21 protein-coding genes are annotated in these 20,137 nt (G+C 64.8%); 6 read left to right on the top strand and 15 right to left on the bottom strand.

What is annotated here, in order from left to right:
• Positions 1 to 34 precede the first annotated feature (34 nt).
• Together hisC and KC8_RS14085 are read left to right on the top strand one after the other, a co-directional pair.
• A complete protein-coding gene (gene hisC, locus KC8_RS14090) occupies positions 35 to 1,135 on the top strand; it encodes a histidinol-phosphate transaminase (protein WP_010124095.1) in 1,101 nt (366 codons plus the stop codon).
• Positions 1,135 to 2,043, top strand: coding sequence for a prephenate/arogenate dehydrogenase family protein (locus KC8_RS14085; RefSeq protein WP_010124094.1), 909 nt, complete (start codon positions 1,135 to 1,137; stop codon positions 2,041 to 2,043). Before hisC ends, KC8_RS14085 begins: the two co-directional genes overlap by 1 nt.
• A 95-nt stretch (positions 2,044 to 2,138) precedes the next feature.
• Here KC8_RS14085 and KC8_RS14080 read toward each other — a convergent pair whose 3' ends face one another.
• From KC8_RS14080 to hisB, 7 genes are all read right to left on the bottom strand, one after another.
• Positions 2,139 to 3,644 (bottom strand): amino acid permease, encoded by a 1,506-nt coding sequence (locus KC8_RS14080; RefSeq protein WP_232455550.1) that lies wholly within the window; start codon positions 3,642 to 3,644, stop codon positions 2,139 to 2,141.
• Positions 3,645 to 3,776: 132 nt separating this feature from the next.
• On the bottom strand, positions 3,777 to 4,157 hold the full coding sequence (locus KC8_RS14075) for a histidine triad nucleotide-binding protein (RefSeq protein ID WP_010124090.1): 381 nt from the start codon (positions 4,155 to 4,157) through the stop codon (positions 3,777 to 3,779).
• Between the two features lie 7 nt (positions 4,158 to 4,164).
• A complete protein-coding gene (locus KC8_RS14070) occupies positions 4,165 to 4,485 on the bottom strand; it encodes a phosphoribosyl-ATP diphosphatase (protein ID WP_010124089.1) in 321 nt (106 codons plus the stop codon).
• 35 nt (positions 4,486 to 4,520) lie between these two features.
• Positions 4,521 to 5,282: an imidazole glycerol phosphate synthase subunit HisF gene (gene hisF / locus KC8_RS14065; protein ID WP_010124088.1), complete on the bottom strand. Its 762-nt coding sequence runs from the start codon at positions 5,280 to 5,282 to the stop codon at positions 4,521 to 4,523.
• The gene (gene hisA, locus KC8_RS14060; protein WP_010124087.1) at positions 5,279 to 6,010 is read right to left on the bottom strand and encodes a 1-(5-phosphoribosyl)-5-[(5-phosphoribosylamino)methylideneamino]imidazole-4-carboxamide isomerase; all 732 of its coding nucleotides are present in this window, start codon (positions 6,008 to 6,010) and stop codon (positions 5,279 to 5,281) included. The genes hisF and hisA overlap by 4 nt, the downstream gene beginning before the upstream one ends.
• Positions 6,010 to 6,630, bottom strand: a complete 621-nt coding sequence (hisH, locus tag KC8_RS14055; protein WP_010124085.1) for an imidazole glycerol phosphate synthase subunit HisH — start codon at positions 6,628 to 6,630, stop codon at positions 6,010 to 6,012. Before hisH ends, hisA begins: the two co-directional genes overlap by 1 nt.
• Complete coding sequence (gene hisB / locus KC8_RS14050) at positions 6,623 to 7,222, bottom strand: imidazoleglycerol-phosphate dehydratase HisB (RefSeq protein ID WP_010124084.1); 600 nt, start codon at positions 7,220 to 7,222, stop codon at positions 6,623 to 6,625. Before hisB ends, hisH begins: the two co-directional genes overlap by 8 nt.
• A gap of 79 nt (positions 7,223 to 7,301) precedes the next feature.
• On the opposite strand from hisB, the gene KC8_RS14045 reads away from it, so the two are divergent.
• From KC8_RS14045 to KC8_RS14030, 4 genes are all read left to right on the top strand, one after another.
• A complete protein-coding gene (locus KC8_RS14045) occupies positions 7,302 to 7,787 on the top strand; it encodes an SspB family protein (protein ID WP_010124083.1) in 486 nt (161 codons plus the stop codon).
• Between the two features lie 93 nt (positions 7,788 to 7,880).
• The gene (fumC, locus tag KC8_RS14040; RefSeq protein WP_029624330.1) at positions 7,881 to 9,275 is read left to right on the top strand and encodes a class II fumarate hydratase; all 1,395 of its coding nucleotides are present in this window, start codon (positions 7,881 to 7,883) and stop codon (positions 9,273 to 9,275) included.
• A gap of 104 nt (positions 9,276 to 9,379) precedes the next feature.
• Entirely contained in the window at positions 9,380 to 9,910 is a 531-nt protein-coding gene (locus tag KC8_RS14035; RefSeq protein WP_010124081.1) for a nuclear transport factor 2 family protein, read from the top strand.
• A 56-nt stretch (positions 9,911 to 9,966) separates the two neighbouring features.
• On the top strand, positions 9,967 to 10,164 hold the full coding sequence (locus KC8_RS14030) for a hypothetical protein (protein ID WP_010124080.1): 198 nt from the start codon (positions 9,967 to 9,969) through the stop codon (positions 10,162 to 10,164).
• 104 nt (positions 10,165 to 10,268) lie between these two features.
• On the opposite strand, the gene gyrB is transcribed toward KC8_RS14030, so the two are convergent.
• The 8 genes from gyrB to KC8_RS13990 all read right to left on the bottom strand — a co-directional run bounded on the left by gyrB (position 10,269) and on the right by KC8_RS13990 (position 20,040).
• Positions 10,269 to 12,755 (bottom strand): DNA topoisomerase (ATP-hydrolyzing) subunit B, encoded by a 2,487-nt coding sequence (gene gyrB, locus KC8_RS14025; RefSeq protein WP_029624329.1) that lies wholly within the window; start codon positions 12,753 to 12,755, stop codon positions 10,269 to 10,271.
• An 85-nt stretch (positions 12,756 to 12,840) separates the two neighbouring features.
• Complete coding sequence (gene recF, locus KC8_RS14020) at positions 12,841 to 13,929, bottom strand: DNA replication/repair protein RecF (protein ID WP_010124076.1); 1,089 nt, start codon at positions 13,927 to 13,929, stop codon at positions 12,841 to 12,843.
• Between the two features lie 53 nt (positions 13,930 to 13,982).
• A complete protein-coding gene (locus tag KC8_RS14015; protein ID WP_138956614.1) occupies positions 13,983 to 14,987 on the bottom strand; it encodes a GGDEF domain-containing protein in 1,005 nt (334 codons plus the stop codon).
• Between the two features lie 112 nt (positions 14,988 to 15,099).
• Positions 15,100 to 16,647 carry an RNA polymerase factor sigma-54 gene (gene rpoN, locus KC8_RS14010; protein ID WP_010124072.1) on the bottom strand — a complete coding sequence of 516 codons (1,548 nt, stop codon included), beginning with the start codon at positions 16,645 to 16,647 and terminating at the stop codon, positions 15,100 to 15,102.
• A 45-nt stretch (positions 16,648 to 16,692) separates the two neighbouring features.
• Complete coding sequence (lptB, locus tag KC8_RS14005; RefSeq protein ID WP_010124070.1) at positions 16,693 to 17,472, bottom strand: LPS export ABC transporter ATP-binding protein; 780 nt, start codon at positions 17,470 to 17,472, stop codon at positions 16,693 to 16,695.
• Between the two features lie 145 nt (positions 17,473 to 17,617).
• Entirely contained in the window at positions 17,618 to 18,814 is a 1,197-nt protein-coding gene (rlmN, locus tag KC8_RS14000; RefSeq protein WP_037495471.1) for a 23S rRNA (adenine(2503)-C(2))-methyltransferase RlmN, read from the bottom strand.
• A 69-nt stretch (positions 18,815 to 18,883) separates the two neighbouring features.
• Positions 18,884 to 19,375 (bottom strand): invasion associated locus B family protein, encoded by a 492-nt coding sequence (locus tag KC8_RS13995; RefSeq protein ID WP_010124067.1) that lies wholly within the window; start codon positions 19,373 to 19,375, stop codon positions 18,884 to 18,886.
• On the bottom strand, positions 19,372 to 20,040 hold the full coding sequence (locus KC8_RS13990) for a histidine phosphatase family protein (protein WP_192807684.1): 669 nt from the start codon (positions 20,038 to 20,040) through the stop codon (positions 19,372 to 19,374). The genes KC8_RS13995 and KC8_RS13990 overlap by 4 nt, the downstream gene beginning before the upstream one ends.
• Positions 20,041 to 20,137 lie beyond the last annotated feature (97 nt).

Here is a 20,137-nt window from a genome sequence, read left to right as displayed (position 1 = left end):
TTTTCCGGTCGCGGCTGCGCTAAGGCCCCGGCTCATGACTGCGCCCCAACCCAAGCCCTGGATCGACGCCATTGCACCCTATGTGCCGGGCCGCTCCACCACCGATGACGGCCGCAAGGTCGCCAAGCTTTCATCGAACGAAAATCCGCTGGGTACCGGCGACGCCGCGCGTGCTGCGTTTGCGGCCGGCGCCACCTCGCTCGATCGTTATCCCGATGCCGGTGCGGCCGCGCTGCGCGGGGCGATTGCGGCGCGTTACGGGCTGGATCCGGCGCGCGTGATCCACGGTACCGGATCGGATGAGGTGCTCCATCTCGCCGCAGGGGCGTTTGCCGGCGTCGGCGATGAAGTGCTGTTCGTCCGCTATGGCTTTTCGGTCTACCCGATCGCGGCCCGCCGCGTCGGCGCGACCCCGGTCGAGGCCGAAGACCGCGATTATGCGACCGACGTCGATGCCCTGCTCGCCGCCGTCACCGAACGCACCCGCGTCGTCTTTCTCGCCAATCCGAACAACCCCACCGGCACCTTCATTCCGCGCGCGGAACTGCTGCGGCTCCATGCCGGGCTGCCGGCCGATTGCCTGTTCGTGGTCGATCAGGCCTATGCCGAATATCTCGATCCGGCCGATGATGACGGCGCGTTCGAACTTGCGCAATCCGCGTCGAACGTGCTCGTCACGCGCACCTTCTCCAAGATCTTTGGTCTCGCGGCGGAACGGATCGGCTGGGGCTATGGCCCGGCCCATGTGATCGAAGCGATGCACAAGATTCGTGCGCCGTTCAACGTCACCACCGCCGGCCAGCTGGCCGCGATCGCCGCGATCGAAGATCAGGCGTTCGTCGATCACAGCCGTGAACATAATGCCCGCTGGCGCGCCTGGCTGGAAAGCGAGATCGCCAGCCTCGGCAATGCCGGCCTGCGCAGCGTGCCGTCCAAGGCCAATTTCCTCCTTATCCTGTTCGAAGGCGCCGTCACCGCCGAACACGCCTACAAGGCGCTGATGGATCACGGCTATATCGTCCGCTGGCTGCCTGGACAGGGCCTGCCGCAGGCGTTGCGCATCACGATCGGCACCGAAGCGGAAACGCGTGGCCTCGCCGCTGCACTGCGCGAAATCGTGGGCAGCGCGGGCTGATGCTGCCGTTCGCGCGTGTCTCGATCATCGGGCTGGGGCTGATCGGCTCGTCGATCGCGCGGGCGGTGCGCCAGCACATGCCCACCGTGCGGCTAACCGGGCATGATGCCGATCCGCTCGTCCGCGCCCGCGTCCGCGAACTCGATCTGGTCGACGATGTCACCGACACGGCGGGCGCCGCCGTCACCGATGCCGATCTCGTCATCCTGTGCGTTCCCGTCGGCGCGATGGCGGCGGTAGGCGAGGCGATCGCCGCCGAACTGCCGGGCGATGCGATCGTCAGTGATGTCGGTTCGTCCAAGGCTGGCGTTGCTGCCGCGCTCCTGGATGCGCTGCCGGGCGCGACGATCATCCCCGCGCATCCCGTCGCCGGCACCGAAAATAGCGGCCCGGACGCCGGTTTTTCCAGCCTGTTTCATGGCCGCTGGTGCATCATCACCCCGCCCGATGGCGCACCTGAGGCCGCTGTCGCGCGGCTCACCACGTTCTGGGAAGGGCTGGGCGCGAAGGTCGAACGGATGGATCCGCGCCATCATGATCTCGTCCTCGCCATCACCAGCCATCTGCCGCATCTGATCGCCTACACCATCGTCGGCACCGCATCCGATCTGGAAGAAGTGACGCAGAGCGAGGTGATCAAATATTCGGCTGGCGGTTTCCGCGATTTCACCCGCATCGCCGCGTCCGATCCGACGATGTGGCGCGACGTGTTCCTCGCCAACAAGGATGCCGTGCTGGAAATGCTCCAGCGTTTTTCCGAAGATATCACCGCCCTCCAGCGCGCGATCCGCTGGGGCGATGGCGATGCCCTGTTCGATCTGTTCACCCGCACACGGGCGATCCGCCGGTCGATCATCGAACAGGGGCAGGACGATGCCCGCCCCGATTTCGGCCGCGCGCACGAATAGCCCGCGCGCCAATCATTGCCGACCAAAAGAAAACCCGCCCCGGCATCGTGCCCGGGCGGGTTTTCTTTTGGTCGGCGTCCGAACCGCGGAGGGGCTTAGCGCCCCTCCTCGTGCACCGGCGCCGGGAACTCGCCCATTTCCGGCGCATCCACCTGATCCTGGCCATGGGCGAGCCGCGAATGGCTCATCCCATAGAGGAAATAGAGGATGATCGCGCCCAGCATGAACCAGCCGAAAAAGACCAGAACGCGGGCTTCAACGGTGAAGATCAGCGCAAAGCAGGAGACGATCCCCAGCGCCGGCAGCACCGGATACAAGGGCACCTTGAACCCGCGCGGCAGATTGGGGTGGGTCGTGCGCAGCCAGATCACCGTCAGGCAGACGATGCCGAACGCGGCAAGCGTGCCGACCGAAGTCATGTCGCCCAGCGTGTTGATATCAAAGAAGCCTGCCGCAAATGCCGTCATCAGCGCCACCAGGATCGTGTTGATCCACGGCGTCTTGAACCGCGGGTGGACGGTGGCGAAAATGCGCGGCAGCAGGCCATCGCGCGCCATGGTGTAGAAAATGCGCGTCTGGCCATACATCAGCACCAGCACCACCGACGTAAGGCCGATGATCGCGCCTACCTTGATGAGCTTGGCGAACCACGCCCATTGCGGGCCAAAGCTGTCGACCGCAACCGCCACCGGATCGGGCACGTTGAGGCCCTTATAATTGACGATCAGCGTCAGCACGGCGGCGACGAGCATGTAGAGCACGGTGCAGACGACCAGCGATCCGATGATGCCGATCGGCATGTCGCGCTTGGGGTTTTTCGCTTCCTGGCCAGCGGTGGAAACCGCCTCGAAGCCGATATAGGCAAAAAACACGATCGACGCCGCGCGCAGGATGCCGCCCCAGCCAAATTCGCCTTTGTCGCCCGTCGGTTCAGGGATGAACGGGGTCCAGTTCTTCGCGGTTAGTTCGCCCAGATTGCTCAGCACCATATAGCCGCCGATGGCGATGAACGCGATGATCACGCTCACCTTGATCGCGACGATGATGTTGTTGACCTTGGCCGATTCCGAAACGCCAACCACCAGCAGCAGCCCGAGCAGGGTGCAAACCGCGAAGGCCGGCAGGTTGAACAAGGTGGTCACGCCGGTCTTGGGGTCGACATGTCCGAACGGCCCGGTCAGCGTTTCGGGGATGACGAGGCCGAAATCGCCCAGCAGGCTGACGACATAGCCCGACCAGCCGACCGCGACGACGGACGCGGCAAGGCCATATTCCAGCAGCAGCAGCGATCCCATGATCCAGGCGGCAAACTCGCCCAGCGTGGTGTAGGAATAGGTGTAGGCCGATCCCGAAACCGGAAGCGACGACGATAATTCGGCGTAGCACAAACCCGCAAGCGCGCAGACCGCGCCGGCGATAACGAACGAAATCAAGACGGCCGGGCCAGCGTGGAGCGCGGCGGCGTTGCCGGTCCGCACGAAGATGCCGGCCCCGATAATGCACCCGATGCCCAGCAGCATGAGGTTCCACGCCCCCAGCGTACGTTTCAGTTCGCTGGTTTCGGATTCGCGCTGGACCTGTGCGACACTTTTTCGCGCCATCAATCGCGCGATCAACCCTGAATTGGCTTTTGTTGTCATTAACATCCCCCGTCGCGGTCCCGACATCCGCCGGCCGCGCCTGAAAATTCATGTTGGCGCGAGCGTAAAGGCTAATCTTGCCTGCGCAACAGATTATGTTTTGCTGAGCATCGGTCCCAACGGCCGCCCGGCAAAGACATGAACGTGGAGGTGGGGCACTTCCTGATGGCTGTCCGGCCCGGCATTGGCCAGCAGGCGATAGCCGGGTTCCACCAGCCCGGCCGCGCGGGCAACATGGCCGACGGCGCGGACGAAACCGGCGATTTCCGCGTCATTGGCGCGGGCCGAAAAATCGTCCCAGGACACATAGGCCCCCTTGGGGATCACCAATATATGCGTCGGGGCCTGCGGGTTGATGTCGTGGAAAGCCAGCGCGTAATCGTCCTCATAGACGGTCCTGGCCGGGATTTCGTTGCGTAGGATGCGCGCAAAAATGTTGTCGGTGTCATAAGGCAGAGTGGCGTCTATCGGCATAAAGGTCCTATTCCGGCGGCCGCGCCGCCTTTTCCGTCAGCCCCGATACGCCTTCGCGCCGATCGAGTTCGCCCAGCACGGCGGCCATGGGCACATCCATGTCGGCCAGCAGCACGGTCAGGTGGAACAGCAGATCGGCGGCCTCCTTGACGATTTCGTCACGATCATCGGCCCTAGCCGCGATCACCGTTTCCACCGCTTCCTCGCCCAACTTCTGCGCGATTTTGGGCCGGCCGCGAGTGAACAGCCTGGCGGCATAGGATGTCGCCGGATCGGCGCCACGGCGTGCGCGGATCGTGGTTTCAAGACGGGCAAGCGTGTCGGACATGTCTATTCCTGCCGTGGCGGCCACGCCGCCGTCAATCATGAACGGACGGGCAGCCCCGCCGCGCCAAGCGCCGCGCGCGCCTCGGCCACCGAATATTGGCCGAAATGGAAGATCGACGCCGCCAGCACCGCGCTGGCATGGCCTTCGATGACGCCAGCAACCAGATGATCGAGCGAACCGACGCCGCCGCTGGCGATCACCGGCACGCGCACCTTGTCGGCAATCGCGCGGATCAAGGCGAGGTCATAGCCATCCCGCGTGCCATCGCGGTCCATCGATGTGATCAGCAGTTCGCCAGCGCCCAGTTCGGCCAGCCGCACGGCATGCGCCACGGCGTCGATCCCCGTCGGCTTGCGGCCGCCATGGGTGAAGATTTCCCACTTGCCGGGCGCAACGCTGCGCGCATCGACGGCGCCGACCACGCATTGCGCGCCGAAACGTTCGGCCATGTCGGCCACCAGTTCGGGCCGGGCGACGGCGGCGGAATTGACCGCAACCTTGTCCGCCCCGGCCAGCAGCAACGCGCGGGCATCCTCCACCGCGCGCACGCCCCCGCCCACGGTGAGCGGCATGAAGCACACCGCCGCCGTCCGCGCGACCACGTCGAGGATCGTGCCGCGCCCTTCATGGGTGGCGGTGATATCGAGGAAGCACAGCTCGTCCGCCCCGGCCGCGTCATAGACACGCGCCTGTTCGACAGGATCGCCGGCATCCGCCAGATCGACGAAGTTGACACCCTTGACGACGCGGCCACCGGCCACGTCGAGACAGGGGATGATCCGCGTGCGGACCGTCATCCCCGCGCCACCGCCAGCGCTTCGGCCAGATCGAGCCGGCCGTCATACAATGCCCGCCCGGTGATCACGCCTTCGATGCCTTCGTCCGCCGTGCCCGCCAGCGCCACGATATCGCGCAGATCGGCGACGCCGCCGCTGGCGATCACCGGAATGCTGGTGTGCCGTGCCAGATGGATCGTCGCGTCGATGTTGCACCCCTTCAGCAGCCCGTCGCGGCCGACATCGGTGAACAGCAAGGCGGCGACCCCCGCATCGGCGAAACGCTGCGCCAGTTCGATCACCGACACGTCGGACACGTCGGCCCAGCCGTGCGTCGCAACCATGCCGTCGCGCGCATCGACGCCAACGACGATCCGGCCGGGCAGCTCGCGCGCGGCGGCCTTCACGAAATCGGGATCATCCAGTGCCGCCGATCCGATCACGATACGATCGACACCGAGGCCCAGCCAGCGATCGACCGCCGCACGATCGCGGATGCCGCCACCGACCTGCACCTTGCCGGGGAAAGCGCGAATGATGGCTTCCACCGCATCGGCATTCACCGCGCGGCCGGCAAAGGCCCCATCCAGATCGACGACATGGAGATGATCGGCACCGGCTGCGGCGAACTTGCGCGCCTGATCGGCGGGGTCATCACCATAAATGGTGGCGCGCGCCATATCGCCTTCGGCGAGGCGGACGACCTGACCGCCCTTGAGATCAATGGCGGGAAAAACGATCAGCGACATCAGGGTTTCCAGGCGAGAAAACGGGCAAGGAAGGCAAGGCCATAAGCCTGGCTCTTTTCGGGGTGAAACTGGACGCCGATGATCGTGTCGCGCGCGACCGCGGCGGTCACCGGACCGCCATGATCAGTCGTCGCGGCCAGATCTTCGGGTGCTGCGCCATCAAAGGCAAAGCTGTGGAGATAATAGGCTTCGCCCGGCTCGATCAGTCCGCCCGGCCGGGTTGGCCGCACGTCGTTCCAGCCCATGTGCGGCACCTTCAACGCCGGATCGGCGGGGTTCAGCGCACGCACCGTGCCGCCGATCCAGCCGAGGCCGGGGTGGCGGCCATGTTCCTCGCCGGCATCGGCCAGCAATTGCATGCCGACACACACGCCAAGGAACGGCCGGCCGCGACCGCGCACCGCCTCGTCCATCGCCGCGATCATCCCCGATATGCCCGAAAGCGCGCCCATGCAGGCGGCGAACGCACCAACACCCGGCAGGACGATGCGGTCGGCCGCGCGCACGATCGCGGGGTCCGCCGTCACGTCCACTGCAGTCGCCCCGGCTGCGCGGAGCGCATTTTCAACCGATTTCAGATTGCCCGCACCATAGTCGACGAGCGCGATGCGCTCAGCCATGGCCGCCTAGGGTCCCCTTGGTCGATGGTACCGAATCGGCCTTGCGCGGATCGATTTCGATTGCGATGCGCAGCGCGCGGGCCAGCGCCTTGTACGCGCTTTCCACGATATGATGGTTGTTGCGGCCGTACAGCGTTTCGACGTGCAGCGTGATTCCGGCGGCGAGCGCAAAGCTGTGGAACCAGTGTTCGAACAGCTCGGCATCCATTTCACCCAGCCGCGGCTGGGTGAACGCGGAACGCCACACCAAAAAAGGCCGCCCCGAAATATCGATCGCGACTCGCGTCAGCGTCTCGTCCATCGGCGCATAGGCATGGCCGTAGCGGGTGATCCCCCGGCGATCGCCCAGCGCCTTGGCCACCGCTTCGCCCAGCGCGATCGCGCTGTCCTCGGTGGTGTGGTGCTGATCGATGTGAAGATCGCCTTTTACGGCGACTTTCAAGTCGATAAGCGAGTGGCGGGAGAGCTGCTCGAGCATGTGATCGAGGAAGCCGATTCCGGTCGACACTTCATAGCTGCCGGTCCCGTCGAGATTCACTTCGACAAGGATGTCGGTTTCGCTGGTCGTCCGCTGGATGGTGGCCGTGCGCATGGCCGTCGCTATAGCGTCGTCGGTGCTACGCGCAACGAGCCTATTGACCCTGAATGGCACAATGTTCACGAAGGCGAACATGAGCGACACCCCGCCCGAGAGTTTGATTCCCTATGACGAGATCGTCCAGGAGGCATTGCGCGCCGTTGTCGGCCGCGTGCTGGGCGAGGTCGAGGCGAATGGCGGCCTGCCCGGCCAGCACCATTTCTACATCACGTTCAAGACGGGTGCGCCCGGGGTGGATATCCCCCGGCACCTGACCGAACGTTTCCCGGATGAAATGACGATCGTCATCCAGAATCGCTTCTGGGATCTCAAGGTCCGCCCCGATGCGTTCGAAGTCGGCCTGTCGTTCAACCAGGTCGCGTCGAAGCTGATCATCCCCTTCGCGGCGGTGACCGGCTTTGTCGATCCGGCGGTAAATTTCGCCCTGCAATTCCAGGCGCAGGTCGAGGATGAGGACGATCTTCAGGAAACCGGGGCTGCGGGCAACGATCCCCCGGTCGCCGCGCCGATCGAAGATGGTTCGAACGTCGTGTCGGTGGATTTCACCCGCAAGAAATAATCCGCCGGCCGCACGCGAACTGGAATCCCGCTCCGTCACGCGCCATCTTGGGTGCGCAAAGGCCGGCTTGAATGCCGGCTGACGGAGGAAGATATGGCCGATAATCGCACCGAAAGTGACAGCATCGGCCTGATCGATGTGCCCGCTGACGCTTATTGGGGCGCGCAGACGCAACGATCGATCGAAAACTTCCCGTTCGGTGCAGCGGAACGGATGCCGATCGGCATCATCCATGCGCTCGCGATCGTGAAACGCGCGGCCGCGCGCGTAAACCGCGCCCATGGCCTTGCCCCCGAAATCGCCGATGCGATCGAAGCCGCCGCCGGTGAAATCGTCGACGGCCGGCTCGACGACCAGTTTCCGCTCGTTATCTGGCAAACCGGTTCGGGCACCCAATCCAACATGAACGTCAACGAAGTGATCGCCGGTCGCGCGAATGAACGGCTGACCGGCGTTCGCGGTGGCAAAAACCCGGTCCATCCCAATGACGACGTGAATCGCGGCCAATCATCGAACGATACGTTTCCCACCGCGCTCCACATCGCCGCCGCCCTTGCGGTTCATCGGGCGCTGTTGCCCGCGCTCGATCGGCTGTTTGCGGCACTGGATGCAAAGGCCGCCGAATGGGCCGATATCGTCAAGATCGGGCGCACCCATTTGCAGGATGCGACGCCGCTCACCCTCGGCCAGGAATTTTCGGGCTACGCCCACCAGCTTTACCGGTGTCGCCGCCGTATCGAACCGGCGGTCGAACAGGGCATGTGCCTGCTGGCGCAGGGCGGCACGGCGGTTGGCACCGGCCTCAACGCTCCCGCTGGCTTTGCCGAAGCGGTCGCCGCCGCCATCGCCGCCAATACCGGCCTGCCCTTCGCCACCGCGCCCAACAAATTCGAAGCGCTGGCGGGCAACGAACCGCTCGTTCACCTGTCGGGCACACTCGCCACGCTGGCCGTGGCCCTCACCAAGATCGCCAACGATATCCGCCTGCTCGGTTCCGGCCCCCGTTCCGGGCTTGGCGAACTGGATCTGCCTGCTAACGAACCCGGCAGTTCGATCATGCCCGGCAAGGTCAACCCCACCCAGTGCGAGATGCTGACGATGGTGGCGGCACAAGTGATCGGCAATCATCAGGCGATCACCGTCGGCGGGCTGCAGGGGCACCTCGAACTCAACGTGTTCAAGCCGATGATCGGTGCCAATGTGCTGCGGTCGATCGATCTGCTGGCAATCGCGATGGACAGTTTCGCGCAACGTTGCATCGACGATCTCAAGGCCAATCGACCACGCATCGCCGAACTTGTCGATCGATCGCTGATGCTGGTGACCGCGCTTGCGCCCGAGATCGGCTATGATGCCGCCGCGACGATCGCCAAGCATGCCCACGCGCATGGCCTCACGTTGCGCGAAGCCGGCCTTGCGCTCGGCCTGGTCGATGCCGCCACGTTCGATCGCGTCGTCCGGCCCGAAGCGATGATCGGTGGAGTTTAACCCGAAAGTGACGTGCTTTCGCATCGTGGCCACGCACAGGGTTTCAGACGTTGCGTCCTTCGTCCGGGAAAGCTAGCCCTCAATCCAAATTTCAGGAGAGCATCATGGCCTACACGCTGCAACAGCTTTCGGATTTCGAAGATATCCGCACCCTCAAGCACCGCTATTTCCGCGCCATCGACACCGCCGACATGGCCTTGCTCAGCAACATGTTCACCGATGACATCACGGTCGAATATCGTGGTGGCGCCTATAAGGTGAAACTGGCCGGCCGCGAAAACATGCTCGAATTCCTCGCCAATTCGTTCAATTCGGATTGTGCGGCGATGCATCAGGGCCACCAGCCCGAAATCACCCTGACGGGCGAGGATACCGCCGAAGGCATCTGGTATCTCGAGGACATCTTCGTCAACGTCGCGCTGCGCACCCGCACCCACGGCACCGCCATCTATCGCGATGAATATCGCCGGGTGGACGGCCAGTGGAAGCTGTCGCGCACCGAATATGATCGTGTCGTCGAATTCGTCGATCCGTTCCCGGACAATGTCAAAATCGAATCGCACCTGCTCGCCACCGCCGGCCGCAAGCCGGAAGAGCGCGGCGACATTTCGCACCTCATTTCCTGGGCAGCCTGACGGAACCGGAACGGCCGGCCAAGCGCTTTAGCTGTCGAACCATTGGAGGATTGTGAATGATCGGCAAGCTTATCGGTGCGCTCGTCGGCCGTGAAATCGATCGCCGCGACGGCAGCAGCGGCGTCAAGGGCGCTGCAATCGGTGCCGTCGCGGCCAGTGGCCTGCGCCGCCTCGGTCCGCTCGGCATCGTCCTCGGCGGCGCCTATGTCGCCAAGAAAGCGCTCGACCGGCGGCGCGAACGCAACGGCCGGTAACCGGCCCCCTTCGCCAAGGGGGCGCTGGCGCGTTTAAGAAAAAGCCCACGGTCGGGCGGGTGTTCCGTCAGACCGTGGGCTTTTTCACATCTCAAATCGTCGGATCAAACGTCGAGATTGGCAACCGACAGCGCATTTTCCTGGATGAATTCGCGACGCGGTTCAACGATGTCGCCCATCAGGCGGGTGAAGATCTCGTCGGCGACATCGGCCTGCGCCACTTCGACCTGCAGCATCGAACGGTTGGCCGGATCGAGCGTCGTTTCCCACAATTGTTCGGCGTTCATTTCGCCAAGACCCTTGTAGCGGCTGATCGCCAGGCCCTTGCGCCCGGCCGCGAAAATCGCATCGAGCAGTTCGGACGGGCGGCTGACGAGCTTGCCGCGCGTATCGATCACCGGTTCGTCGCCATCGTCCGTCTCGACGGCCTTTTCCCCCGCCTTGACCGCCACGATCCGGGCGATCGCCGCATAGGTTTCCGCCTGTTCTGCCGCCAGCGCATGCAGCTTGCGCGCTTCCTGCGACATCACGAACGCCCCGTCGACGACATGGTGATCGCTCACCCCGCGCCACAGCCGGACGAGGTGATAGCCGCCGTCCGACGTTGCGGTCCCGGTCCAGCTGGCTTCCACGTCCGCCCGGCCAAGCCATGCCGCCACCCGCGCAGCGGCCGCTTCGTGGGCATCCTGTCCACCAGCCGGGTCGAGTGCGCCGGTCAGCGCCAGCCCTTCGATGATCGCCGGGTCATAGCGGCGCGGCACATAGCCCATCAGCGTGCGCATCCGCCGTGCATGATCGATCAGGGCGCGCAGATCTTCGCCCGAACGCGCGCCGCCGGCGCCTTCCAGCACCATCGAACCCAGACCGGCATCGACCAGATACTCATCGAGCGCGCTATTATCCTTGAGATAGACTTCCGACCGCCCCTTGGCGACCTTGTACAGCGGCGGCTGCGCGATGAAGAGGTGCCCCTTCTCGATGATCTCGGGCATCTGCCGGTAGAAGAAGGTCAAGAGCAAGGTGCGGATATGGGCGCCGTCGACGTCGGCGTCCGTCATGATGACGATCTTGTGGTAGCGCAGCTTTTCGATGTTGAAATCGTCGCGGCCAATGCCGGTGCCCAGCGCCTGGATCAGCGTGCCGATTTCCTTGGACGACAGCATGCGATCGAACCGCGCGCGTTCGACGTTGAGGATCTTGCCCTTCAGCGGCAGGATCGCCTGATAATTGCGGTCGCGCCCCTGCTTGGCCGATCCACCGGCCGAATCCCCTTCGACCAGATACAGTTCGGATTTGGCGGGATCGCGTTCCTGGCAATCGGCCAGCTTGCCGGGCAGCGACGCGATATCCATCACGCCCTTGCGCCGGGTGAGTTCGCGGGCGCGCTTGGCCGCTTCGCGCGCAGCTGCCGCATCGATCACCTTCTGGATGATCGAACGGGCATGGCCGGGATTTTCCTCCAGCCAGTCGGCCAGCTTGTCCGCCATCAGCGCTTCCAGCGGCTGGCGCACTTCGGATGAAACCAGCTTGTCCTTGGTCTGGCTTGAAAATTTCGGATCGGGCAGCTTGACCGATACGATCGCGGTCAGCCCTTCGCGCATGTCATCGCCGGTCAGGCTGACCTTTTCTTTCTTGAGCATGCCGGACTTGTCGGCATAGGCGTTGAGCGTGCGGGTCAGCGCCGCGCGGAATGCCGCAAGGTGCGTGCCGCCATCGCGCTGCGGGATATTGTTGGTGAAGCAGAGAACCTGCTCATAATAGCTATCATTCCATTCCAGCGCGACGTCGATGCCGACATCGTCACGATTGCCGGAAATGGCAACGGGATCGGGCATCAGCGGCGTCTTGGCGCGATCGAGATATTTCACGAAGGCGGCGATCCCGCCTTCATAGAACAGCTCGACCTCCTTCTTCTCGGCATGGCGTGCGTCGATCAGGAACAGGCGCACCCCCGAATTGAGGAAGGCCAGTTCGCGATACCGGTGTTCCAGCTTGTCGAAATCGAACTCGTTGACGTTCTTGAACGTGTCGGTGGACGGCAGGAAGGTGACGCGGGTGCCCTTCTTGCCGTTCGATGGCCCGACCACCTTGAGCGGGGCGACCGCATCGCCCCGTGCGAACCGCATGTAATGCTCCTCGCCATCGCGCCAGATGGTGAGATCCAGGAAATCGCTGAGCGCGTTGACCACCGACACGCCGACGCCGTGGAGACCGCCCGAAACCTTGTACGCGTTCGAATCCGACGTGTTGTCGAATTTCCCGCCGGCATGAAGCTGGGTCATGATGACTTCGGCCGCCGAAACGCCTTCCTCGGCATGGATGCCGGTCGGAATGCCGCGCCCATTATCTTCGACGGAAACCGAACCATCGGGATTCAGCGTGATCAGAATCCGGTCGCAATGGCCGGCCAGCGCCTCGTCGATCGCGTTGTCGGACACCTCGAACACCATGTGGTGCAGGCCCGAACCGTCATCGGTGTCGCCGATATACATGCCGGGGCGTTTGCGCACCGCATCAAGGCCCTTCAGGACCTTGATCGAATCGGCGCCATAATCGTTCTGGGAAGAGGTGTTCTGAGGTTCGCTAGCCATGCCGAGCATATAGGGAATTGGCGGGCGGAACCCAAGCGAAATGGGCGGCCCCCGGCGACCGGCCCGAACGGCACTTTTGCGCGGCTCAGGCCCCGTTTACCGCCCCGGCGGCGATGGTCAGCCGCTGGGTGTGTGCCGGTGTCTCGGCAAACAGCGCGGGTTCCGTTCCGGTCATCCACACCTGGCCGCCACCGGCCTCCAGCCGCGCGAACAGTGCCGCGCGGCGCAAGGGATCGAGATGCGCCGCCACCTCGTCCAGCAGCAGCACCGGCCGGCGGCCGACACGCTCGGCCACCAGATCGGCATGGGCGAGGATAATGCCAAGCAGCAGTGCCTTTTGTTCTCCCGTCGATGCGCGTTCCGCCGGCTGCCCCTTGCCAAGATGGCGGACGGCCAGGTCGCTGCGGTGCGGGCCGGCCAGCGTCCGCCCGGCGGCGGCATCGCGCGCGCGGCCCGCCGCCAGTTCGGCCCGATACCCGTCGGCATCGGCAAAAGCCCATCCATCGAGCGCAAGCCCCGCCCGTGCAAATGGCCCCTCCACCTGCGCCGCCAGCCGATCGCCCAGCGCCGCGACCGTGCGTGCACGCGCCGCCGCCAGCGCCGCGCCATGCTCCACCATCGCCACTTCCAGCGAAGCCAGCCACGCCGGATCGGCGCTCCGCCCACTTTCCCGCGCGTCGCCCAGCAGCCGGTTGCGCGCGCGCATCGCCGCGTCATAGCGCGCGGCATGGGTGGCATGGCCCGGCTCCAGCGCCAGCGCCAGCCGATCGAGGAAGCGCCGCCGGCCACTCGGCGGATCGACGAACAGCCGGTCCATCGCCGGGGTCAGCCACAGCACCGACAGCCATTCGGACAGCGCATTGGCCGATCCTGTCGCGCCGTTGATCCGCACCTGCCGTCGTTCCGGGGCCGTGGCCAGCGTGCCGGTGCCGATATCGACGTCGCCCATCAGGCGCGCCGCGACCGCAAACCCGCCCGGCCCGTCGCCGCGCGCCATGGTCGACAGCGCGGCCCCGCGCAATCCGCGGCCCGGTGCCAGCAGCGATATCGCCTCAAGGATATTGGTCTTGCCTGCGCCATTTTCGCCGGTCAGCACAACCAGGCCCTGCCCGCAGGCGATATCCGCCTGGGCGTAGGAACGAAAATCGGTAAGCGCGAGGCGGACGACGGCCATGCCGCCTCCTAAAGGCTTTTGACGTGGAACTGAAACCCCGTTGGCGCGGCCGGTTAATTGGCCAGGCAGATCCGATTGCGGCCTTCATGTTTGGCGCGGTACAGCGCTTCATCGGCCGCCTTCAGCATCGCCGATGTATCGCGGCGGCCCCGCATCCCGGCGATTCCCGACGAAAATGTCACGCGGCCGAGAATCTCGCCGGTCTGACGCAGCGTCACCTGCCGCGCGGCGACCGTTGCGCGAATCTGGTCGAGCTGGTCGAGCGCCGCATCCGGTTCCGTCCCATCGAACACGACCACGAACTCCTCGCCGCCATAGCGCGCGACGAACAGATTGTCCGATCCCACCTTGGACAGCGACGACGCGATCAGCTTGATCACCTGATCACCGATCGGGTGGCCGTGCGTATCATTGATCCGCTTGAAATGATCGATGTCGCAGATCGCCAGCGAAAAGGTGCTCCGCCCCGTCCGGGCGCTATCGAAAGCGCTGCGCAACCGCTGTTCCAGCGCGCGGCGATTGGGCAGGCCGGTCAGCGGGTCGCTGTTGGCGGTCAGCGATGCTTCGGCCAGTCGGGCGCGCAGTTCGTCAATCTCGACCGCGGATTTGCGAATGCGTTCTTCGGCGGCCTTGGCGCGCTCGGTCATCAGTCGGGTTTCGACCAAAAGATCCGCAATCGCCGCTTCGGGGCCGTGGCCCGTCGCCAGCGTCGATGCGCCGGCCTCCAGCGCCGTGGCAAAGCGCCGCGTATCGCCATGCGCCTCACCCATGGCGGCGGCGGCCTCATCGGCCTTGCCGCGTGTTTCCTGTGCGAAACGGATGATGTCATCGGTGGCGATCGCGCGGCTATGCAGCGCGACCAGGCTGGCCATCGTCGCAGGCGTCAGCCCGCCGTTGCGGGCCATCGCCTCGTCGATGCTGCGGACCAGCGCCTCATCGGCGCCGATCACATAACGGCGGCACAGATCGATATTCGGCAGCGTCGGTTCCAGATGGTGGGCGAACAGCAATTCGCCGATCCCGTCCCACACCCGCCGCGCTTCGGTCATGTCCGTCATTGTGCCCCGTCACATCGCATCCACCACGGCTGAATCGATAGACGATCACGGTTTCGGCCCCGTTAACGACATGGCGGCGGGCGCTCCGTGATTTACGCGGATAGGGCCGCTGTCAGGCCGCGTGCTGCGACAGCGCCCGCTGGCGGCGGCGCTGCACCGACGATCCCAGGCCCAGCGCCTCGCGATATTTGGCGACGGTGCGCCGCGCGATATCAAAGCCCCGCCCTTTCAGCAGGTCCACCAGCTTGTCATCGGACAAGATGTCATCGCCTTCGGCGGCGATCAGCTTGGCGATATGGCTCTTCACCGCTTCGGCCGATACCGCATCCCCCCCGTCGGCGGCCTGAATCGCGCTGGTGAAGAAATATTTGAGTTCGAACAGCCCGCGATCGCACGACAGATATTTGTTCGACGTCACGCGGCTGACGGTCGATTCGTGCATGCCGATCGCGTCGGCGACCGTCTTCAGCGTCAGCGGGCGCAGATGCTCCACCCCTTGCGTGAAGAACGCCTCCTGCTGCTGCACCAGTTCGGTCGCCACCTTCAGGATCGTCCGCGCGCGCTGGTCGAGTGCCTTGACCAGCCAGTTGGCGCTGGCAAGGCAATCGGCCAGCCAGGCCTTGCTGGCCTTGTCCTGCGGGCCGTTCGCCAGTTCGACATAATAGCTGCGATTGAGCAGCACGCGTGGCAGCGTCGCGGAATTAAGCTCGATCGCCCAGCCGCCTCGCATCTGCTTGACGAACAGATCGGGCGTCACCGGCTGGATACGCGCGCTGCCGAAACGCTGACCGGGTTTCGGATCATAGCTGCGCAGTTCGCGGATCATGTCCGCCATGTCTTCTTCATCGACGCCGCACATCCGCCGCAGTTGCGGCAAGGCGCCGCGCGCCAGCAGGTCGAGATTGGCAATCAGCTTGGCCATCGCCGGATCGTAGCGGTCGGCTTCCCTGGCCTGCAGCGCGATGCATTCGGCCAACGTGCGCGCACCCACGCCGGTCGGCTCGAATGTCTGGATCACGCCCAGAACATGTTCGATCTGCACCAGCGGCGCGCCCAGCCGCTGCGCCAGTTCCAGCGGCGATCCGGTGAAATAGCCGGCCTCGTCGATCAGGTCGATGATGATGCCGGCGATGGCCAGATCACTGCCCGAAAGGCAGCTTCCGGCCTGCGCCAGCAGATGATCCTGCAGCGAAACTTCGCCCGCCATTGCCGAAAAATCGGGTCCATCTTCCGAAAAACCACCGCCGGACGGCCCGCCATCCAGCCCGAGGCCGCCGTCCAGTCCGCGTTGCGAATCGCTCGCGCTGTCATGCTGGAACACCTCGGCGTCATAATCGACGTCGAGCGGCGCGTCCGTGCCGGCGTCGCCCGTTTCCATCAGCCGGTCGGCCGTCACCGGTTCGTCCGGCGCATCGCCATCGCCGCCGCCGCTGTCGGCAAAATCGGGGGCAGCCTCGCGCACATCATCGGCCGACATTTCCGGGCCGCGATCATTTTCGGTGACGCCGCCTTCCAGCAGCGGATTCTTTTCCACCTCCTCGGCGATGAAGGCTTCGATTTCGAGGTTGGAAAGCGCCAGCAACTTGATCGCCTGCTGGAGCTGCGGCGTCATGACGAGCGACTGGCTCTGGCGCAGGTCCAGACGTGGCCCCAGCCCCATCAGCCGCGCTCCCGTTCTGCCGAAGATCGCTGCATCCGCATCATGTCAAAGGGCGAAACCCTCGCCCAGATAGAGCCGGCGGACATTTTCGTCCGCGACCAGCGCCGCCGGGCTGCCCGAAAATAGCACGCGGCCGTCATAGATGATGCAGGCGCGATCGACGATATCCAGCGTTTCCCGCACATTATGATCGGTGATCAGCACGCCGATATCGCGGCGCTTGAGATCCTTCACCAGATCGCGAATGTCGGCGATCGAAATCGGATCGATCCCGGCGAACGGTTCGTCCAGCAGCATGATCGATGGATCGGCCGCCAGCGCGCGGGCGATTTCGCAGCGCCGCCGTTCGCCGCCCGACAGCGCCATCGCCGGCGACGTGCGCAGCCGTTCGATGTGGAAATCGGCCAGGAGCGTATTCAGCCGTTCGCGGCGCACATCCTTGTCCGGCTCGACCATTTCGAGCACCGCCATGATATTCTGTTCGACGGTCAGGCCGCGGAAGATCGACGTTTCCTGCGGCAGATAGCCCAGGCCCAGGATCGCGCGGCGGTACATCGGCAGGCGGGTGATATCCTGCCCGTCGAGCAGGATGCGCCCGGCATCGGGCTTCACCAGCCCCATCACCGAATAGAAGCAGGTCGTCTTGCCCGCGCCGTTGGGGCCGAGCAGGCCGACCACTTCACCCCGCGCCACATCCAGCGACACGTCCGACAGCACCTGTCGTTTATCATACGCCTTGGCGATCGAGACGATCGAAAGCCCCCGTGCGATGCCATCCGCCTCGGGCAAGGCGCCGGTTCGTTCGAGGGTGCTGGTATCGCTCATCCGGGGTCCAATCGCATGAAATGGGTTGGTAAAGCGTTAGCGCCACCGAATTGGCAGGCTTTATGCATGTTAACCCCGGCAACCGCGAAGCGGAAGGGGGCGCGCCACCCCGGCGTGCGATCCAGACCGTTTTTCGCTGGCGAATCTAGCCGAGCGCGGCCTGTTTTTCCTCCGCGCGCCGGTCCAGTTCGGCGCGGCTGATCTTTTCGGCCGCCGATTTCAGCTGCCCGCACGCGGCCATGATGTCGCGTCCGCGCGGCTGGCGCACCGGCGCCGAAATACCCGCCTTGAAGATGATGTCGGAGAATCGCGCGATCCGTTCGTCGGACGAACATTCGTACGGCACGCCCGGCCACGGGTTGAACGGAATCAGGTTCACCTTGGCCGGCAGCTTGTAATGGCGGATCAGGCGAACGAGTTCGCGCGCATCGGCATCGCTGTCATTCTTGTCTTTCAGCATCACATATTCGAACGTGATGCGCCGGGCATTGTTCGCGCCCGGATAGGCAGCGCACGCCGCCAGCAATTCCTCGATGCCGTATTTGCGGTTGATCGGGACGATCTCGTCGCGAATCTCCTTGGTCACCGCATGGAGCGAGACGGCAAGGTTGACGCCGATTTCCTTGCCCGCTTTCTCCATCATCGGCACCACGCCCGACGTGGAAAGCGTGATGCGGCGCTTGGACAAGGCCAGCCCGTCGCCGTCCATCACCAGGCTCAGCGCGTCGCGGACATTGTCGAAATTATACAGCGGCTCACCCATGCCCATCATCACGATGTTGGTGAGCATCCGGCCTTCGGGCTGGCTCGGCCATTCGCCCAAGCTGTCACGCGCCAGCATCACCTGGCCGACGATTTCGCCCGCGGTCAGGTTGCGGACCAGCTTCATCGTGCCGGTGTGACAGAAACGGCAGTTGAGCGTGCAGCCCACCTGGCTCGATACGCACAGCGTTCCCCGATCGGCATCGGGGATGAAGACCATTTCATAATCCTGGCCATCGTCCGACCGCAGCAGCCATTTGCGCGTCCCGTCCGACGAAACCTGCGCCTGCACCACTTCGGGCCGGCCGATGACGAAGCGTTCGTCCAGCCACGGGTGCATCGTCTTGGCGATATCGGTCATCACCGCGAAGGTGGTCGCCCCGCGATTATAGATCCAGTGCCACAGCTGTTTCGCCCGCAATTTCGCCTGCTTCGGCTCCAGCCCAGCATCGGCCAGCAACGCGCGAAGCTGGTCGCGGGTCAGGCCGATCAGGTCGGTACGGCCGTCGGCGCGCGGCACCTGCGCGCGAGGAACCGGCACCGGATCGATGCCGCCGGGAATCTGCATGGGGGCGTTCATGGCCGCCCATGTAGTGAAACTTGGCCGATTTGGCCAGCGATCCCCTTTTGGGCGGCGATCCCCGCCGGCTCAACCCAGTCGGGCGCACGCGATGGCGGCCGCGTCGATCGCGGTGGCTGCGCCGCGCAACTCATACCGATCGACAACACGCCTGCCGTCCTGTGCCACCACCGCGACGCTCATCCGCGAACCGCCGCGAATCGCCGCCACGATCGCCGCATCGGCGCGGGCATCCGGCGCCCAGGCATCCGCCCCGCCGGAAACCAGCGTGAAATGCTGATCGTCGATCGCCAGCGTGACGGCGACGCCCGTCTGCTTGGCGGCCCGCAACCGGATGTGGAATTGTCCGCGTATCTGCCGCCCCGGCCAATGGCCAATCGCCGCGAACGGGCGCCACTGGCCGCCGGCCGGCGCATCCACCGGTTCGGCGATGGCATAACAGCGCGGCGGCGTCGCATCGCGAAACGCCGCCCAGCCGTTGAACAGGCCCAGCGGTTCGCGCGCCGCTGCGGCTGGCCCGGCGGCAAGGGCGATCAGCCCCATGACGGCGATCGTCTTCATGCCGGCCCCTGCCTATCGGCTGTGTGATGCCCATCGCCTGTGTGGATCACCGTTTCGCGTCCGTCCACGATCATCGAAATCGATCCTTGCGGCAGCCCATCGCCCAGCGGTGCGCCATGGTCCGGGTGAACCGGAATATCCGTCAGCAGCCCCCGCAACACCCGGCCGGAAATCCCATGCATGATCGCCAGCCGATCCCCGCATTCTTGCGCGGTGTCATCAAGCCACCCCCGCAGGCGGCGCGCAATATCGCCATACCATTCCCCGCCCGGCGCCTGGCGGACGAACAGCCCGCTCCCGCGGTCGAAGATCGGCCCGCCTTCAGCAGCGATATCCGCATAATAACGCCCGCCCCATGCCCCCATATCGATTTCGCCCAGTCGGGCATCGGTGCGCGCCTGATGCCAGTCCTGCCCCAGATGTTCGGCGATGATCGCCAGCGTCTGGAGCGCACGGCCCGTATCCGACGCCCATAATGCCGGTCTTGGCCCGTCTCCCAGATAGGCGGCCAGCGCCGCGCCCATCGCATCCGCCTGCGCAAAACCGGCACGCGTCAACGGGGTGTGGATGTGGCCGCCCTGGATGCGGCGCGCGGCATTGAATACCGTTTCGCCGTGGCGTGCGATGAAGATGCGATTGCCGGTTTCGCCACCCGTCCTGCCCATGAACCGATCCATCCGCTGATTGTGGCTTCCGCGCAACAGGTTCGATTCCTTTACATATCGTTCATGCCAGCGACAGGTGCCGGGTGGCCTTTAGCCG

The organism is Sphingomonas sp. KC8 (assembly GCF_002151445.1).
In the GTDB taxonomy this organism is placed as follows: domain Bacteria; phylum Pseudomonadota; class Alphaproteobacteria; order Sphingomonadales; family Sphingomonadaceae; genus Sphingomonas_E.
The sequence above is the reverse complement of the archived record's forward strand: the minus strand, read 5'-3'. Positions and strand labels throughout refer to the sequence as shown.

Coding starts and splice junctions, on each gene's coding strand:
- hisC (WP_010124095.1), top strand. CDS start 35: ATGACTGCGCCCCAACCCAAGCCCTGGATCGACGCCATTGCACCCTAT.
- KC8_RS14085 (WP_010124094.1), top strand. CDS start 1,135: ATGCTGCCGTTCGCGCGTGTCTCGATCATCGGGCTGGGGCTGATCGGC.
- KC8_RS14080 (WP_232455550.1), bottom strand. CDS start 3,644: ATGGCGCGAAAAAGTGTCGCACAGGTCCAGCGCGAATCCGAAACCAGC.
- KC8_RS14075 (WP_010124090.1), bottom strand. CDS start 4,157: ATGCCGATAGACGCCACTCTGCCTTATGACACCGACAACATTTTTGCG.
- KC8_RS14070 (WP_010124089.1), bottom strand. CDS start 4,485: ATGTCCGACACGCTTGCCCGTCTTGAAACCACGATCCGCGCACGCCGT.
- hisF (WP_010124088.1), bottom strand. CDS start 5,282: ATGACGGTCCGCACGCGGATCATCCCCTGTCTCGACGTGGCCGGTGGC.
- hisA (WP_010124087.1), bottom strand. CDS start 6,010: ATGTCGCTGATCGTTTTTCCCGCCATTGATCTCAAGGGCGGTCAGGTC.
- hisH (WP_010124085.1), bottom strand. CDS start 6,630: ATGGCTGAGCGCATCGCGCTCGTCGACTATGGTGCGGGCAATCTGAAA.
- hisB (WP_010124084.1), bottom strand. CDS start 7,222: ATGCGCACGGCCACCATCCAGCGGACGACCAGCGAAACCGACATCCTT.
- KC8_RS14045 (WP_010124083.1), top strand. CDS start 7,302: ATGAGCGACACCCCGCCCGAGAGTTTGATTCCCTATGACGAGATCGTC.
- fumC (WP_029624330.1), top strand. CDS start 7,881: ATGGCCGATAATCGCACCGAAAGTGACAGCATCGGCCTGATCGATGTG.
- KC8_RS14035 (WP_010124081.1), top strand. CDS start 9,380: ATGGCCTACACGCTGCAACAGCTTTCGGATTTCGAAGATATCCGCACC.
- KC8_RS14030 (WP_010124080.1), top strand. CDS start 9,967: ATGATCGGCAAGCTTATCGGTGCGCTCGTCGGCCGTGAAATCGATCGC.
- gyrB (WP_029624329.1), bottom strand. CDS start 12,755: ATGGCTAGCGAACCTCAGAACACCTCTTCCCAGAACGATTATGGCGCC.
- recF (WP_010124076.1), bottom strand. CDS start 13,929: ATGGCCGTCGTCCGCCTCGCGCTTACCGATTTTCGTTCCTACGCCCAG.
- KC8_RS14015 (WP_138956614.1), bottom strand. CDS start 14,987: ATGACGGACATGACCGAAGCGCGGCGGGTGTGGGACGGGATCGGCGAA.
- rpoN (WP_010124072.1), bottom strand. CDS start 16,647: ATGGGGCTGGGGCCACGTCTGGACCTGCGCCAGAGCCAGTCGCTCGTC.
- lptB (WP_010124070.1), bottom strand. CDS start 17,472: ATGAGCGATACCAGCACCCTCGAACGAACCGGCGCCTTGCCCGAGGCG.
- rlmN (WP_037495471.1), bottom strand. CDS start 18,814: ATGAACGCCCCCATGCAGATTCCCGGCGGCATCGATCCGGTGCCGGTT.
- KC8_RS13995 (WP_010124067.1), bottom strand. CDS start 19,375: ATGAAGACGATCGCCGTCATGGGGCTGATCGCCCTTGCCGCCGGGCCA.
- KC8_RS13990 (WP_192807684.1), bottom strand. CDS start 20,040: ATGGGCAGGACGGGTGGCGAAACCGGCAATCGCATCTTCATCGCACGC.